This window comes from Amycolatopsis sp. cmx-11-32 (genome assembly GCF_047608695.1).
GTDB lineage: Bacteria > Actinomycetota > Actinomycetes > Mycobacteriales > Pseudonocardiaceae > Amycolatopsis.
On sequence record NZ_JADNQN010000029.1, the window covers coordinates 1 to 15,259 of the forward strand.

Here is a 15,259-nt window from a genome sequence, read left to right on the forward strand (position 1 = left end):
TCGACGGGCTGGAGATCCTGCCGCCCGGCATTGTGCCGCTGGCACTCTGGCGGCCCGACGAGGTCGTCACCGACGCGACCACCATCGGGGTGCGCTTCATGACCGGAGGCGTCGCGATCAAGCGCTAAAGGATGTCTCGTAACTGGTGTTGTGGTTGGTGGGGCTGGGTTGCGCTCAGGCATCGAAGAGGATGTTGTGCAGATTCGCGATGCCGGAACCGTGTCGGCGAGCGTGCTCGCCGACCGGCGGTAAGCGCGGATCTTGCGGTGGGTGGCGTTGAGATCTTCCTTCCAGTCCGGTAAATCGCTTGACCAAAACGCCGGGGCCCCTTTTTCGCGCGGGCACCGCACCGTCGCCGAGGGTGCGGCCGTTCCGGTCCTGCTCGCGACGCTTCCCGCGGACGGCCCGTCTGGTGTCTTCCGGGGCCCGGATTCCCTCGAGGACGTCATTCCCTGGTGAGCTAAGTCTTGATCACCAGCCGTGTCGTGCTCACCTCGGCGACCGACCAGCCAGGAGAGGGCGCGGTTGCCAGAGCGAACAGTCATGTCGTATCCTCTGTATACATTGCATACAAGGAGTTCGGTTGGACAGGGTTTACGACGACATCCACGGCCTGATCGTGCTCGGGACGTATGCGGCCGGGCAGTCGATCAGCGAGCAGGAGCTGTGCTCTCGGCTCGGTGTCAGCCGCACGCCGGTGCGGGAAGCGTTGCGGCGGCTGCAAAGCGACGGCCTGGTTCGCGCCGCCCGCCGGGGCGTGACCGTCGTCGAACTCGACACCAAGGCGTTGCGTGATGCCTACCTCGTGCGCGCCTCGCTCGAGGCGCTGACCGCGGAACAGGCCGCGCGCCGCCAGCAGGCGGGCGAACTGTCCCCGGCATCACTACGCCGCCTCACCGAGCACGCCGACCTGGCCGACGAGGCCACCCGCCTGGGTGATCTGCTCAACGGCGTGGCCCGCAACCGGGCATTTCACCGGCACGCCGCCGAGCTTGCCGACCTCCCGATGGCGCTGGACGTCCTGGACCGGATTTGGGACCAGATCATCGTTTCGACGCGCGCTTCGTTGACCGCGTCCGCGCGGCCGGCCCGCGTGGACGACGAGCATCGCCGCCTCATCTCGGCCATTGCCGAGGGCAAACCGGACGAAGCCGCCGCCCGTGCCCGCGAACACGTCATGGCCACCATGTCCACAGTGGACGAAACAGCGGAAGGAAGGTCTACATGAGCAGGGAACACGACTACCGGGTCATGGTGCGCTGGACCGGAAACAGCGGCTCCGGCACCTCCGGTTACCGCGATTACGCGCGCGACCACGACGTCGTCGCCGAGGGCAAGGAACCGCTCAAGGGCACTGCAGATCCGGCGTTCCGCGGTACGGCGGACCGCTGGAACCCCGAAGAACTGCTGGTCGCCGCACTGTCGCAATGCCACATGCTCAGCTACTTCGCGCTGTGTGCCCGCGCCGGGGTGGTCGTGACCGAGTATGTCGACTCCGCGAGCGGCGTCATGCGGGAGGAGCCTGGCGCGGGTGGCCGATTCACCGAGGTCGTGCTGCACCCCGAGGTGACCGTCGCCGAACCTGACATGCGCGCCAAGGCGTTGGCCCTGCACGAGGACGCGCACGGGATCTGCTTCATCGCCAACTCGGTCAACTTCCCGGTACGGCACGAACCCGTGGTGCGGTAACGGACATACGGTGCGGGTGACGATCGACCCGCGCAGTCCGCTCCATGCGGCCACCGCGTCCTCGTCGGGGGACTGGCAGCCTGTCGTTTCATGCCGCTGACCGGATCGGGTCCGCTACCGGATGCGCAGGCTCCTACGGGAATTCGGGAGTGAGCGGCCGTCTACGCGGGCGTAGCCGAACGTCGTGGATGCTGGTTCTGCCCGATGTGGATCGACAGCTTCCGCCGATCCGACCGAGGCCGCCGATGGAAGGATCGACATCCCCTGCCCCAGTCAGGTCGCCAGGAGCCTGCCCTTGACCTCCGGTCCTGTCGACCATCGCGCCTGTACTCTGTGCAGAGGCGACCACGGTATCGCGATCAAATCGCGTCCTGACACCCGAAGGCTGTCGAGGGTTCAACTCGGTAGAAGTTTCCCCAACCCTATGAGTGCAGTTCGTATTTGAAGACGTAGCTGTGCTCACCGTTCGGTGCTCGAGTGATCTCCATCGTGGCCCGGAGTCCTTTCAGGCCACCGCTGGCCGAGTCCGTGACGACTTCGATGCTGGCGGATCCGCCCTCAGCGTTTCCTTGGGCAGAATGACGCAACACGAAATCGCCTTCTCGGCCATCGATCTGCGCGTGTACCCGCTCCATGCCGACATACGATGCCGAGTCATTGTTTGCCAACACCTGGAGCAGGTTCGCTTCGCTAGTGCCCTGGATTCCTCCTTCGAAGGTCTTGGTATTGCGAACGCGGAGAAGGCGAACGCCTCCTCGCTCGTCGTACACGTCTTCATTCCAGCTGTCCAGGGTGAACCGGCCGGTCACTTCGTTCATGAACTCTCATCGATTCCGTGAGTGTGGACACCATTGAGGTGGTGCGTTGTCCACCAGTGGGGAGATGGCACTACTTTGCAGTCAAGACTTCTCAGTGGACAAGGTACAGGTCATGCAATTCCAGTCGTGATCCATATCCCCACGGTTATCTGCGGAGTATCGCGCTACCCGCCGCTATGGATCAGACACGCAAATGTTCGAGCTGACCCTGAGTCGCGACCCGAGAGCGGGCGGGCACCGTCACCTGGCGTGGCTCCAACAGTCCACAGCGGACATCACGATCCCAGTGCCCGCTATGCCGCCGCCGTAGTTCTCTCTCACCTGGGGTACATGAAGGCCCCTCACCCTGTCGAAGTGCTCACAGACCTGCGATCAGCCGAAGCCGGAATGCCGTAATAGTCCAAGGCACTCTTGGCCCTGACCGTCCTCACCACTCACGACCCTGCACAAAGCGCTCAAATCGGGCGCTGAGGCCCGTTCCGAAGTTCCCTATGGTCGCCGGATCCCTGTGGCGATCGCGCCATTCAAGGCTTCCACGTCCGAGCACACTTGCCTTACCCTCACTAGGCGGGGCACCTTGCGGCGGTGGAGAGCGCTAGCGGTGAGTTGCGCCGGGCCAGAGAGGAAGTGTCCAGTCCGCCTGGATCAACTCACCGCCGGCCTGTTCCGCACTACTCACCACGGCACGGTCTGTTCGACCGAGCAAGTGGGCCCACCGCGAAACTCTCCTGTGGGTCCGGTGTCATCGAGGAGTGCGAGTTCGACGGGAACGGCGGCTGCCTCTGCGACAGTCTGGTGTCCACGACTGAAGGGGGATTCGACATTGAGGTCGGTGGCAACGAGGCCCGGGTTGGCGGCGTTGACGTGGATTCCTTTCGCACGCAGGGCGTTGGCGTAGAGCACGGTGATCGAATTCAGCGCGGCTTTGGAGGAGCTGTAGGCGAGCAGGCCGCGGGTGGAGATGGGGTGGTGAGGGTCGCTCAGCAGGGCCATCGATCCCAGCGGGCTGGACAGGTTCACCACTCGGGCCCGGGAAGAGCGCTGCAGCAGCGGAAGACAGGCGTGAATCATGGCTATCGGGCCGAACACGTTGACTTCGTACGCTTGCCGGACTTGTGCTGCGGTGATCTGCTCGACAGGCGTTCCCCACTCGGTCACGATGCCCGCGTTGTTGACCAGGACATCGAGTTTCCCGCATTCGTCCTCGATCCGGGCGATCGCGGCGTCGACCTGTTCCGCTGCGGTGACGTCCAAGTGAAGGAAGCGTACATCGGTGTCGGCACCGCCGAGCTCGAACTCGGCGCTCTTGCCTCGTTCCGGGTCGCGAGCGCCCAGGTACACAGTCATCCCCTCGGCTGCGAGTCGCCGGGTGATCTCCAGCCCGATGCCCTTGTTCGCGCCGGTCACCAGCGCTACCTTGCCCTGGTGTCGGCTCCTCGTCATCGCGGATCCGCCTCTCGGCCGGGCTGCGTGTCGACGAGCGCTATCCAGTTGCCGTCGGGGTCGGCGACATATGCGCGTCGGTGTCCGCCGAGGTGGCGATAGGGCTCGATGAGTATCCGGGTGCCACCGGCTCGGAGCCGCGCGGTCTCGCGGTCGACGTCCTCGCAGGAGACGACCAGTTCGAAGGTGGAACCACTGGCGGGTATCAGCCCGGTCGATTTCACCGCGGCAGGGTGGGAGACAGCGAGCAAGGAAGTGCCGAGCTGAAGCACGACGTGCTCGGGAGTGTCCTGGTTCGGCCAGCAGTACGACACCGCGAACCCGAGTCGGTCACGGTAGAACTCGAGCGCGGCGAGGGGGTTCTCGGTGAAGATGTTGAGCATGCTGGACGTGGTCGTAGCGCTCGGCCGCTGTCCGTCGGAGAAGGTAGCACCGCCACCGGCGAATTCGTCGGCCGCGAAGAGGGCGACAGAGCGGGCGGGGCGGCCGGTGACGACCTCGACGTCGCCACTGATCTCGTCGTAGTCGCCGACGGCGATGACCTCATACTGTGTGGTCAAATCTCGGGCGAGCCACCGGGGGAGCCCGGCGCCGACCATCGCCTCGACGAGTGCCGCAGGGGGCACCCGGACATGGGTGATCGTCCGTCCGGCAGCTGCGCTCAGGATCGCGGCGGCCTCGTCGTAGGTGTGGGCCTGCGGACCTGTCAGGGTGTAAGTCCTGCCCTCGTGCCCGTCCTCGGTCAGCGCCACGGCCGCGACGGTGGCAATGTCGTTCGCGTCCACGAGCGCGGTCCGGCCGTCTTCGGCACAGGTATAGATCGCGTCATCGGTACCGATGCGGTGGAAGTTCTGCAAGTAACCCCCCGGCCGCAGGATTGTGTAGGCGAGTCCGGAAGTCTTCAGTTCACGCTCGGACTCCCAATGCTCCCGCACGAACCCGATCGGCGACTGCTCGTGGGCACCGTGGGCGGATAGCTTGACCACTCGGCGCACCCCGGCCGTACGTGCCGCTGTGATGACGTTGTGTTCCTGTACACGCTGACTGTCGGGTACCGCGGCGGCGGTGGTCAGCAGGAAGAGGCGGTCTGCCCCAGACAACGCGGGGGCGAGCGAGCCCGGATCGGCCAGGTCGACTGGGAAGGTTTCAACCCGGTCCCCGAAGAGGGTCTGCGCCCGGCGTCTGTCCCGGCATAGCACCCGAACCTGCTCACCGCGCTCCACGAGGAGATGCACCAGCCGACTGCCGACCGTTCCGGTCCCGCCGGTCACGACGATCATGAGTACTCATTCCTTCAGATAGATTATGGTGGTAAACCACCATAATCTATCTTCGTTAGCATCGTCCAGTGACCCCGTCGATGCCCGTCGAACCGCCCACTCCGTTGTCCTATGAGGTCATCCAGCTGCTGGTCGAAATGAGTGCACGACTGAGCCGGAATTTCGCCGCGCGAGCGGCGGAGCTGAACCTCACGGCCGCTGAGGGGAAGGTCCTGCTCGCCCTGGAGCTGAATGCCACCTTGTCCATGCGTGGACTGGCTCGAAAACTCGGCTACGACGCGTCGAATCTCACTGGCATCATCGACAAGCTCGAGGACCACGGCCTGGTCGGGAGGCATACGGACCGTGCCGACCGGCGGATCAAGAACATCATGGCCACCGACGAGGGGGCGCGCGTCCGAGACGGTCTCGCGCAGCGGCTCCGGGAGGACGCGGGCCCGGTCAGTGCGCTCACTGAACCCGAACTACACGAGCTCCGCGCCTTGCTTGTGCGCGCGATGGACAGCAACGCGCCCTGAGGTGACCGGGGGGCATCGTGCGCGGGCTCATGCTTCGCATACGGGTATCGAAGGGCGCCGCAGTCGAAGCAGAGGGGCAGTGCCGGAGGCATGAGCGCATCCAACGACCGCGCGGACGCTTCCGACCGAACTCCCCACTCGCCGCAGGAACCCCGCCGACAGTCACGGTGTCAGCCTTTCGCGCCACTGTCGAAGAGAGTGCGGCACCCGCGCCGGCACGGCTGATCCGCCGTCTTCCGGACTGGACCTCAGCACACTTGCCCGATGGTGAACCCTCTCAGGTTGGCGGCGACCGGAGCGATTCGCCGAGTTGGTGACCCCCTGTGCGGCATGACCGGCCTCACGGCCGTGCATACCGGATAGAGCTTCTCGGACTCATAAGCGCTGGCTTGGTTGGCCTCGCCCCCAAGGCCCTGTCGGCGGTACTGCCAGGTGTCAACCGTCTCGCCAATCGTTCATGGCGGGCTGCGGCTAGCTCAATACCGATTGCTGTCTCGTTCCACCCGGCTCACGGTGGCTCGTTGGGGCCTCAAGTAAGCCCATTGCCACAGAAGTTCGACCGGCCCTCGAGAGAACCACTTCAGCCAAAGCTTGCTTAAGGCCATGATCAGGGCACTCACACCCAGGTAGAGGACAATGACCCACCACGGTCGCGCGCTGACGAAAGTGCTCGACAAGCCGAATCCCCATTCGTAACAGAGTATTCCAGCAATCAGGTTCTGCAGGATGTAACTGGACAGAGCTACGCGCCCGACCGATATGAGCCCCCGTCGTAGCGGGCCTGGCTCGCCTCGCAGCCGGTGTACCAGTGTCGTTACGAGGCCAAGCAGGCCGATCGACACGAATCCCGCAGTCACATATCGGTCGGCGAAGAACCACGACGCGCCCGAGAATGTCGTGATCAGATTGAGCGGAATACCCATGCCGAGTCCGACCTGCATCAGCTTGTTACGCAGCCGCTGACCCTGTCGAGAGTCCGCCAGCACTCCCCGGCGCATCAAGCGTGAACCGAGCAAGAACAGGAACATGCCCAGGGGGATGACGAGCACGGCCTCCGCGCGATAGGTACCCGCCATGACGATCCGATCCGCGACCGCGGCCGGCCAGCTGGTGGTACTCGGCCCGTTGCCGTCGATCGTCAGCGGAACGTGCCGGTAGTGCTGCGCGAGGGTGAGCAATCCGATCACAGTGACGAAAACCAAACCTTGGAACCAAAGCCAAATGCTGATCACGCGTTCAGAGCGGCCGATTACGAACGCCACCAACGCAGACACGATGGCGTAGTATATCAGCACGTCGAATTCGAAAATCAGCGTGTAATGAACAACTCCTTCAAAGAACAGGAGGGCGGCACGCCAAAGGTGCCAACCCGGCCAGCGGGCACCACGTTTTCGCGCCGAGCGGTACTGCAGCTCCATGCCGATGCCGAACATCAGTGAAAGCAGCGCAAGGAACTTGCCATTGCTGAGAAACCGTAACAGCAGCTCAGTCACTCCGGCAACCGAATCCGGCGTCGGCAGATCGAGAAAACCGGCCGCACCACGCTGATCGGCGAAAACCCAAATGTTCGTGCCCAATGTGCCGAGAATCGCGACGCCGCGTAAGACATCCAACGCTTCTATCCGGTCTGTCTCCACCTTGCTCCCTTCGTGCTTCCATCAGGTTACGAATGGAATGCGGGGGTGTCTTCGTGTGCCAGTGGCAGATGTGAGTGGAGGCCCGGGTGCGGACAGGGTGGAAGTCATGCACAAAATCTGGGAGGGGTAGTCGAAATGTTCCGCATGACGCAACCGGGCGAGGCATCCATCATGGCACACGAGCACGGGCATCGTCGGATCGACGCGCTGGCGCCGGACGTCGAAACGACTGAAGCGCCGCTCGACGTAGTTGAGCTTCAGCTGCTCGATCCGGGTTGGGCTCGACGCATCTACCACGCGCTGATTCACGAAGCGACCCAGCAGTCCGAGCCGACGGACACGGACGCGCTCGCCACACTCGTGGTCGACACGCTGCTTCGAGGAATCGGTGCCGACGGAAGACTCCGAGGCTTGGGGGAGGGTTAACCAGCGTTCGCTCAAGAGGGGCGGTGTGTCGCCACTACTCGGGCGGCCCGATCTCGATCACGTTCCACAAAATGCCCAAATCAGCAGAAACTGGCCACCCGAACTTCTATGATCGGTGATCATCCGGTCGCGTGAGTTCGTGCGAGCACGCACTAAACCGTGTACCGGACCGTTCAGGAGGGAGTCCGGACCATTTCAGACAGCAGAGGCACTCAGGGCCGTAGGTGGATGCGAAGCAGGAGAGCTGCAGTGGTGCTGATCGCAGCGATGCTCGGGACGTCGGTCGCACATACGGCGCACGCCGAATTGGGTCCGTGGGAGCTCAGCGGTCCGTTCCCGAACGAACCGTCGTGCGCCGCGGGAATCACGTCGCTCGTCGTGGCGGGTTACCAGGTGGTGCCGCACTCCCCGCGCCCGCCCGCCCACCGGACCGTGACCAAGTCCTGCTTCCCGACCACGTGGGGTCACTACGGATACCACTTTTACCGGTAAGCAATGTGGCGGGCCCGGTCTCCCGGCCGGTTGCGCGGTCGACTCGTGGTCGGGCGGGCCGTGAGGACAGTTCCCGTTGCCTGGTCGGGTGGTCACGAGCGTGAGCCGTCGACCATCTGACCAGGTGAACCGGACGAAACGGAGGGTCGCCGTGATCGCGGATGATGGCGATCCTGGCGGGAAGGGCGCCACGTCGGCACAGTGTGGGACGTCTGCCGCGATTGCGGCACTGCCACGCGTGGGAAGTCCAGAATCCGTGCACACCGATGGCGTCACCTTCCACCGGCATCGCTGGGCCGGTCCCTGGCCCGATCGGTGAACCCGGCATCCGCGGCTATATCAAGGAAACCTGCAGCGCCAGGCGTGGGCAACAGCGGACCCGCACCCTGTGTTCCGGTCCCTTCGCAGCTCGCCGCCGCGGCAGAGCAGCAACTCGAGCGGGCCGGCGGACTGCTCGCCGCCGTCCGCGGGACCGCGCCGGCCATTGATGAGGTGCGCTGAACTGCTCCGGGGTTGTCGCCATCTCCTCGAGGTGATCCAGCCTGCTGACGGTCCCGCTCAGCTCTGACCACGGTAGCGTTCGTACTCACCAGCTGCCTCCGCGATATCACCGTCCAGGATCATGGTCAGCGCGTAAGAGATGGTCTGTACCCAATCCTCCAGCCGAGTCACCTCCGCGTCCGCGATCAAGCTGTTCCGGCGGAGCATCCCGTCCGGCATTACACCCCAGGCTCGGCCGAAATGGCAGATTCCGACCACAGCGGAAACCACCTCACGTGACACCAGGTCAGCCTGCAGTGGTTCGGCAAGAGTCAGCAACGCCGACATGACGTCGTGGAAGTTCTCCTCGCGCAATCCGGTGAACGGTCGCAGAGATCCGAGGAAACCCCGTTGCCAACGCGGATTCTCGACATCTGGATGCGTGCACGAGTGGAACAGCAGGGCTTCACGGGCATCAGCCGGGGTCACGCGAACACAGTAGCGCCAACCCTTCCGCGGCCGAAGACGGCAGTCCGCACCTGCCACGATGGTGCGTTGCCCTCGCGCGACGGCTGACATCGGAGTTGCGCCTGACAGTGCTGCTCAGCGTGGCCGGTCACCTCGTCGGTGATCGTCGACGGTGGTGGCGAGACGGCGATGGACGACCTGGCTGTTTCGACACGGCGACGGCTCGGCACGCCCGACTCCAGCACACTGCGCCAGCCGAATAGTCGGGGTACCGCGAGCATGACCATGACCGCAGCGAGCATCCGGTTGACCAGAGGTGGGCCATGCCTGAACGTGCGGGTGAGCAGCATGCCGTAGGGGTGATGCAATCTCGTCACCGACCAATGTTGTTTGATGTATTGCTCCAGCCGCTTGGCTACTTGAGTGCGCGCTCAAAAGAGACAGGATTTGCCAGGATCTACACCTTGCCAGGGCAACATATGCCCTGGTCAGGCACCGTCTTGGGCCCTTCGGTCTGATCCAGGCCCTCTCCATGCAAGGCGTATGGATCTCACTCGGTCGTGCGGCAGGCCGCTATCGCGCCGTTCAAGAGGATCGACGTGCCATGAGATGACTGGTCAAGTTCCGTCCTGGCAGTCGGATTTCCTTTATCTTGTTGCTGTGCGGTTTCTGGTGGTCGGCCCGTTGGCTGTCTCCCGTGCTGGATCGATCACAGCGAAGCTTCACGTCATGCCGTCACATCGCTGCACTGCTTTCTCGCAAGCTCCAGGAGTGATACATGTCCACGATGCTTGTAACGCATGCCGACCGCATGGTGCCGCTTGTCGTCCCGAAGGTTCGCGCGGGAGAGGGTTTCCATTCTCGTCTTGACCCTGCTTCTGTTCTTCCGCAGGAACTTCGTCATAGTGACTGTCGGGGGCGACAGCATGCGGTCGACGTACACTCCAGGTCGGCTCCTCCTGGTGCGGTGGTGCCGAACCGCGGCCGAGGGCCGGGTCGCGGTGATCGCGATGCCCAACCCGCTGGTGCCTGGTGACCCGGCACGCTGGTGAAGCGTGTCGCTGCGGTAGGCGGGGACCCAGTGCCCCGGAAGGTGTACCGACCGCCGACGCCAAAGTGTCTCGGCATCAGCTGCTCTTACTCGGGGCCGACACCGCGCACAGTTTCGCCTCACGCCGTACTGGCTACTTTCCGGCGACGGATCTCCTGGGTGACCGCGTCTGTCCAGTCGCCACGACGGCCAAGTGAGCTGTAGCTCCTCCAAACGACAACTGGGTCCGACCAAGGGGTGTCCGCGGTACTTACCTGGTATCGACAGTCAGATTCATATGCAAAAGGTTATGAGTGCCGCGATAAGTACATGGGCGCAGTCTTGCCTCGAAGGTTTACCGAGGCCAGTCTGGGGTCACTGGGTATCGTGATCGCACTGCCTGGTGTGATCACGACAACTGGGGAATTCATATGGAGGGTTCTTCTCGAATGTTCACATTCCGATCTATCAGGCGAGCCAGAGGGTTTGCCGCAGTCGGAACGCTAGTAGCCGGAATAGGCCTAGTGACAGTCCCGATGGCGGATGCGGCTGCACCTGCCTCAATCGACACCACCGGTGGCGCGTACTTCGCTGTACTCGTTCCGAAAGCAGCGCCGCTCGACCTGGCGGAGATGGCGGTGATCGCCAATGAGGGTTCGATCGTCCAGAAATGGCCGCAGATCGGTGTGGTGATCGCCCGCTCCAAGCAAGCCGATTTCGCCACGCGGGTGCGTCGGCAGGGCGGTATCGCCGGTGTGGGTGCCACGAGGAACCTGGCCGAACTGGGGACGAGGAGCCGGGAGGCGGCACCCGTACTTCGGACAGCGACCGCCGAAGACCATGGTGACATCGGATCGCGGGCATCGGCATCCGGTGAGCCGCTGGCTGCCAATCAGTGGAACATGAAGCTGATCGGTGCTGATCAAGCCAACGACATCAATCCGGGCAGCGGGAACGTGCTCGTCGGAGTCATGGACAGCGGTATCGACTCGACGCATCCTGACCTCCGTGCCAACATCGACCACGCCGCTTCGGTCAATTGCGGGGCCGACGGGGTTCCAGACAGGACAGAAGCCTCCTGGCAGGACCAGAACGGACATGGCACGCACGTCGCCGGCATCGTGGCGGCGGCCAGGAACGGAATCGGTGTCGCAGGCGTCGCGCCTGACGTGCGTATCGCCTCGATCAAGGTCGGCACCGCCGACGATTACATCTACCCCGAATCGGCCGTCTGTGGATACATTTGGGCCGCCGAACACGGCGTTGACATTGTCAACAGCTCATTTGCCATCGACCCGTGGTATCTGTGGTGCAAATCCGATCCGGACCAGGCCGCGGTCGCCGAGGCCGTACGCCGGTCCATCGCCTACGCCACATCGAGGATGGTCACGACGGTCAGTTCGCTGGGTAACAACAACTGGGACCTCGCTCACGACATCGTCGACACGTTGAGCCCGACCAATGGAACGCCCTTGACTCGGAATACCGACTCGTCGTGCGTGACCCTTCCGGCCGAGATTCCGGGAGTCGTCGGTGTATCCGCGGTAGGCGCGGCGAAGAGCCGTTATTACGCGTCGAATCACGGTACCGGTGTGGCAGATCTCACGGCGCCGGGAGGTGACTGGAGGTTCCAGACCCCGTCGACGCCGGATGCGAACGGGCGAGTGCTGTCCACGATTCCGGGCGGCCAGTACGGCTACCTCCAGGGGACTTCCATGGCAGCACCACATATCACCGGTGTGCTGGCACTTCTGAAGAGCCGCTACCCGATGCTGTCCGGGGATTCACTCAAAGCCGCTGCCGAAGCTGGCGCGGAGGTTCTGCCGTGCCCAGCCAGCGGCGTCCACGACCCAGGAGGCACTGGTCAGTTCCGCGCCGTCTGCGAAGGAGGCGTGAGCGGAGCGGGCTTCTACGGGAAGGGTTTGGTCAACGCGCTCCGAGCGGTCGGCTGACCAGCTCGAAACCACTATAACGTCAGCTGATAACAGAAAACACGCTGTTTTGGAAGTACAAGTCGGCCGATGGCGGTCCTCGCGAGTGGCGCCATCGGCCGACTTGCTTTCGCGAGCACTTCGTAATTCCACCGAGAGTGCTGGCCGCGGTCCTGGGGGCCGACCGCGAGCGCTGCGGCCAAGAGGCCGACGGTGATGCGAAGTGAACATCGCCGTTGTCGAAGTCAGAGTCACAAATGCAGGACTGGCGGTAGTAGTGTCTGCTGTGAAGTTGTGCACTGGGGGTTCGATGGAAATCGGAATACTGGGTCCTGTTTCAGTCTTGACCGATGAGGGACCGCTTACACTGGGTGGTCCGAAACCACGCACACTGCTGGCTCGTTGGCGATGTCGGCTGGCGCTGTCGTGTCAGTAGAACAGCTTATCGACGCGGTATGGGGTGCGGACGCGCTGAAACGCTCCAGAGCGTCGGTGCACACCTATGTGTCCACTCTTCGAAAGGTCATTGTCCAAGGTGGCGGCCAAGATGTGATCATGCGTGGGCCTGGTGGTCACCGGCTCGCGCCCGACGTCGCGTCGATCGACTTCGACGGCATCGTGCTTTCCGTACGGGACGGGAGGCGAGCGCTACGTGAGCATCGGTTCGCGATCGCCGCGAAGTCGCTCGGCGACGGGCTCGACCAGTGGCACGGTACCGCATTGGACGGTGCGGACGGTGACTGGATGAGCGCTGAACGGGACCGGCTTTCGGAAATGCGGCTCGCAGCAGTGGAGGACTGGTCAGCGGCCAGGCGACCTGGAAGGTCTTTCGTGTCGATTGATGATGTGCCGACCCCTGCGGCGGGTGCTTCTCCGGACGGCCCTGCGGCAGCTTTTGTCGATGCTTTCGTGCAGGGGTGGAGGGCGCCTGCCGATGCCGATGAGCTAGCCGACCACTTTGACCCCTGGCTCCATGCCGACTACCGGTTCACGCAACCGCTGATCCGGGCTCCCGGCTCCGGGCGCAGCGCGTTCCGAGAGAAGTTCGCGCGTCCGATCTTTTCGCTGTGCTCCGATGTACGTGGATCGGTGGAGTCCTGGGCTCACCGAGATGGGATGCTTTTCATCGCGTTTCGTCTCGACGTTACCGTCGGCCGTCGCAGGGTACGGTTGCGTGTCTGTGACCAGGTACTCCTTGACGATGGCCTCGTCGCTGAACGACACACCCATTTGGATGTGGTGCCGTTGCTGAGTGCCATCCTGCGCAGTCCACGCCTATGGTGGCGTGTGGCGAGGTGGCAGTGTGACGACATGATCGCCAAGCGGAGGCAACTGAGAACACGGTGAGATGACGGCCAGCTGTTCTCCGGATATCCGGGCCGGAAATGATCGGTGATGGGATCCGTGATATTGGCAAAGGGGGCGGCTTTAGAGAACTTCTATCAACGGCTTCACGGGATCGGCGCGGTCGTGCGCGAGGAGCTTGTCGCAGATTCTGGCACTACCATCGCCAATATATTCGAAGCGCAACTATTCGGTGGCTCTGCGATGCTGGAATCGGCTTACGGTCACATGGCCATTCGAAATTCGGCAACCTTTAGCCGGGCTCGGGGCTCGCGTGCTTTGCTCGGCTCTGGCCGCCTCATCATCCGAGGAGCTGAATCTGATAGGGTCGTGCACGGTCTCGTATCGGGCTGTTGCCTGGTCGAACAGCGTCGAGCAGGGCGCTGAGGGCCAGCTCAAGTCGATAGAATGCGGCCCCGGAACTCCTGGGGGAGAGGCTGGCGACCGTTCCGAAAACAACGCAGTTCTCATTCCCTCAACTGCCGATTGGCCACTTTAGTGGAACCGGATGTCTAAGATCAAGTCTGCTCGCTCGCACGGGTAAGTGAGGAGTTCGCAATATTGCGTTACCGGTGCTCAGGGACCCTGGGGAACGAATCATGCAAAAATCCGTCGATCGATATCTTCTTGTCTATATCTGCGGCGCACGCCGGGCTTCTGTGGTCTCGTTCGTAGCGGGAATGGTGGGGATTCGGCACCGGGACAAGTCGACCGCTTGTGGTTACGGGGCAGTGAGACTACTTTAACGGGTAGTTCGGCCATTCGCGCCGTAGGTGCCGACCGGCACTCAGGCTGGAGACGTGCGCGTCGTACGGTTCGTGGCGTATCGACGGCTATCGTGACCGATCGCGCAGCTCGCCTCGACGGTCGTGCTGTGCCAGGTGTAAGCCGTTGTTCACGATGCCGTGCGGGGCGCGGCCCCGGATCGTCCGCGGTTGATCGGGTACCTCAGGGTGGTCGGGCTGGCCAGGGTCTGCTCGTCTCCAGGTTCTAGTACTCCAGTCGTAGATCGTGATGTTCACGGTTCTTCGATCGATTGTCGCTGGTAGTGGGCTTGCTGGGCGCGGTGTTGGTGGTGGCGGCGCCACCAGGACCAGTGCAGGCAGGCGGTGATGTTGTCTGTGCACTGCATGACGAGTCGGTTGAACAGGTGCCGGATTTCGTTGAGGGTTAGGGGAATCAGACCTGCGGGGGTGGGTTTGGCCCGTTCTGCGACGGTGGTGATGGCGAGGAAGAGATGCGCCAGCAGCACAAGGGTGGTCCAGCGGTACCAGGAGGTCCAGGTCCGAACCTGATGCTCGTCGAGACCGGTCTGCCCCTTGGAGGTTTGGAAAGATTCCTCGATGGTCCACCGTCGACCGGCGACCCGCACCAACGTGGCCAGTGGCACCCGGCGGGCCGAGAAGCAGCGGTAGAAGGCGAGTTCGCCGGTGCGGCGGTTGCATCGAATGAGCAGCCACCGATACCCGTCCCGGGCATCGGGTGCGGTGTCGTGGACGGTGATCCAGGCCCAGGTCATAGGGCGTGTCACGGTAACCGTGTAAGCCAGAGGTGTACCAAGATCGACTTGCTGGTCTAGCGGTCGGAAGGGACACTGAGTGACACAGGACATATCGTCTCGTCGGGGTGATGAGGCGGCATCGCGGCGGCTCGCGGACGCGTTCTCGCCGTCCACTATTGACGCGTTGCTGAAGGACGCGAAG

The 15,259-nt window shown here is 63.4% G+C and carries 15 protein-coding genes; 8 read left to right on the forward strand and 7 right to left on the reverse strand.

Going from position 1 to position 15,259, the window contains the following annotated elements; all coding sequences use genetic code 11:
- Positions 1-14: 14 nt before the first annotated feature.
- From ACM6LR_RS38740 to ACM6LR_RS38750, 3 genes are all read left to right on the forward strand, one after another.
- Complete coding sequence (locus ACM6LR_RS38740; protein ID WP_414943792.1) at positions 15-128, forward strand: hypothetical protein; 114 nt, start codon at positions 15-17, stop codon at positions 126-128.
- Between the two features lie 455 nt (positions 129-583).
- A complete protein-coding gene (locus tag ACM6LR_RS38745) occupies positions 584-1,228 on the forward strand; it encodes a GntR family transcriptional regulator (protein ID WP_414942830.1) in 645 nt (214 codons plus the stop codon).
- Complete coding sequence (locus ACM6LR_RS38750) at positions 1,225-1,689, forward strand: OsmC family protein (protein ID WP_414942829.1); 465 nt, start codon at positions 1,225-1,227, stop codon at positions 1,687-1,689. The genes ACM6LR_RS38745 and ACM6LR_RS38750 overlap by 4 nt, the downstream gene beginning before the upstream one ends.
- A gap of 422 nt (positions 1,690-2,111) precedes the next feature.
- Here ACM6LR_RS38750 and ACM6LR_RS38755 read toward each other — a convergent pair whose 3' ends face one another.
- The 3 genes from ACM6LR_RS38755 to ACM6LR_RS38765 all read right to left on the reverse strand — a co-directional run bounded on the left by ACM6LR_RS38755 (position 2,112) and on the right by ACM6LR_RS38765 (position 5,230).
- Positions 2,112-2,507, reverse strand: a complete 396-nt coding sequence (locus tag ACM6LR_RS38755; RefSeq protein WP_414942828.1) for a DUF3224 domain-containing protein — start codon at positions 2,505-2,507, stop codon at positions 2,112-2,114.
- A 675-nt stretch (positions 2,508-3,182) separates the two neighbouring features.
- A complete protein-coding gene (locus ACM6LR_RS38760; protein ID WP_414945600.1) occupies positions 3,183-3,914 on the reverse strand; it encodes an SDR family NAD(P)-dependent oxidoreductase in 732 nt (243 codons plus the stop codon).
- 32 nt (positions 3,915-3,946) lie between these two features.
- A complete protein-coding gene (locus ACM6LR_RS38765) occupies positions 3,947-5,230 on the reverse strand; it encodes an NAD(P)H-binding protein (protein ID WP_414942826.1) in 1,284 nt (427 codons plus the stop codon).
- Between the two features lie 68 nt (positions 5,231-5,298).
- On the opposite strand from ACM6LR_RS38765, the gene ACM6LR_RS38770 reads away from it, so the two are divergent.
- Complete coding sequence (locus tag ACM6LR_RS38770) at positions 5,299-5,748, forward strand: MarR family winged helix-turn-helix transcriptional regulator (protein ID WP_414942825.1); 450 nt, start codon at positions 5,299-5,301, stop codon at positions 5,746-5,748.
- Between the two features lie 476 nt (positions 5,749-6,224).
- Here ACM6LR_RS38770 and ACM6LR_RS38775 read toward each other — a convergent pair whose 3' ends face one another.
- Positions 6,225-7,385 (reverse strand): DUF418 domain-containing protein, encoded by a 1,161-nt coding sequence (locus ACM6LR_RS38775; RefSeq protein ID WP_414945601.1) that lies wholly within the window; start codon positions 7,383-7,385, stop codon positions 6,225-6,227.
- A 144-nt stretch (positions 7,386-7,529) separates the two neighbouring features.
- Here ACM6LR_RS38775 and ACM6LR_RS38780 point away from each other — a divergent pair, with 144 nt between their 5' ends.
- Both ACM6LR_RS38780 and ACM6LR_RS38785 read left to right on the forward strand, forming a co-directional pair.
- Positions 7,530-7,811: a hypothetical protein gene (locus tag ACM6LR_RS38780; protein WP_414945602.1), complete on the forward strand. Its 282-nt coding sequence runs from the start codon at positions 7,530-7,532 to the stop codon at positions 7,809-7,811.
- Positions 7,812-8,060: 249 nt separating this feature from the next.
- Positions 8,061-8,303 carry a hypothetical protein gene (locus ACM6LR_RS38785; protein ID WP_414942823.1) on the forward strand — a complete coding sequence of 81 codons (243 nt, stop codon included), beginning with the start codon at positions 8,061-8,063 and terminating at the stop codon, positions 8,301-8,303.
- A 558-nt stretch (positions 8,304-8,861) separates the two neighbouring features.
- On the opposite strand, the gene ACM6LR_RS38790 is transcribed toward ACM6LR_RS38785, so the two are convergent.
- Both ACM6LR_RS38790 and ACM6LR_RS38795 read right to left on the reverse strand, forming a co-directional pair.
- Positions 8,862-9,272, reverse strand: coding sequence for a hypothetical protein (locus tag ACM6LR_RS38790; protein ID WP_414942822.1), 411 nt, complete (start codon positions 9,270-9,272; stop codon positions 8,862-8,864).
- Positions 9,269-9,628, reverse strand: a complete 360-nt coding sequence (locus ACM6LR_RS38795; RefSeq protein WP_414942821.1) for a hypothetical protein — start codon at positions 9,626-9,628, stop codon at positions 9,269-9,271. The genes ACM6LR_RS38790 and ACM6LR_RS38795 overlap by 4 nt, the downstream gene beginning before the upstream one ends.
- A gap of 1,189 nt (positions 9,629-10,817) precedes the next feature.
- Here ACM6LR_RS38795 and ACM6LR_RS38800 point away from each other — a divergent pair.
- Positions 10,818-12,233, forward strand: a complete 1,416-nt coding sequence (locus tag ACM6LR_RS38800) for a S8 family peptidase (RefSeq protein WP_414945603.1) — start codon at positions 10,818-10,820, stop codon at positions 12,231-12,233.
- A 387-nt stretch (positions 12,234-12,620) separates the two neighbouring features.
- Positions 12,621-13,559 carry an AfsR/SARP family transcriptional regulator gene (locus tag ACM6LR_RS38805; RefSeq protein ID WP_414945605.1) on the forward strand — a complete coding sequence of 313 codons (939 nt, stop codon included), beginning with the start codon at positions 12,621-12,623 and terminating at the stop codon, positions 13,557-13,559.
- 1,015 nt (positions 13,560-14,574) lie between these two features.
- On the opposite strand, the gene ACM6LR_RS38810 is transcribed toward ACM6LR_RS38805, so the two are convergent.
- Positions 14,575-15,075, reverse strand: coding sequence for a hypothetical protein (locus ACM6LR_RS38810; RefSeq protein ID WP_414945604.1), 501 nt, complete (start codon positions 15,073-15,075; stop codon positions 14,575-14,577).
- Positions 15,076-15,259 lie beyond the last annotated feature (184 nt).

Coding starts and splice junctions, on each gene's coding strand:
- ACM6LR_RS38750 (WP_414942829.1), top strand. CDS start 1,225: ATGAGCAGGGAACACGACTACCGGGTCATGGTGCGCTGGACCGGAAAC.
- ACM6LR_RS38755 (WP_414942828.1), bottom strand. CDS start 2,507: ATGAACGAAGTGACCGGCCGGTTCACCCTGGACAGCTGGAATGAAGAC.
- ACM6LR_RS38765 (WP_414942826.1), bottom strand. CDS start 5,230: ATGATCGTCGTGACCGGCGGGACCGGAACGGTCGGCAGTCGGCTGGTG.
- ACM6LR_RS38780 (WP_414945602.1), top strand. CDS start 7,530: ATGACGCAACCGGGCGAGGCATCCATCATGGCACACGAGCACGGGCAT.
- ACM6LR_RS38800 (WP_414945603.1), top strand. CDS start 10,818: ATGGCGGATGCGGCTGCACCTGCCTCAATCGACACCACCGGTGGCGCG.
- ACM6LR_RS38805 (WP_414945605.1), top strand. CDS start 12,621: ATGTCGGCTGGCGCTGTCGTGTCAGTAGAACAGCTTATCGACGCGGTA.
- ACM6LR_RS38810 (WP_414945604.1), bottom strand. CDS start 15,075: ATGACCTGGGCCTGGATCACCGTCCACGACACCGCACCCGATGCCCGG.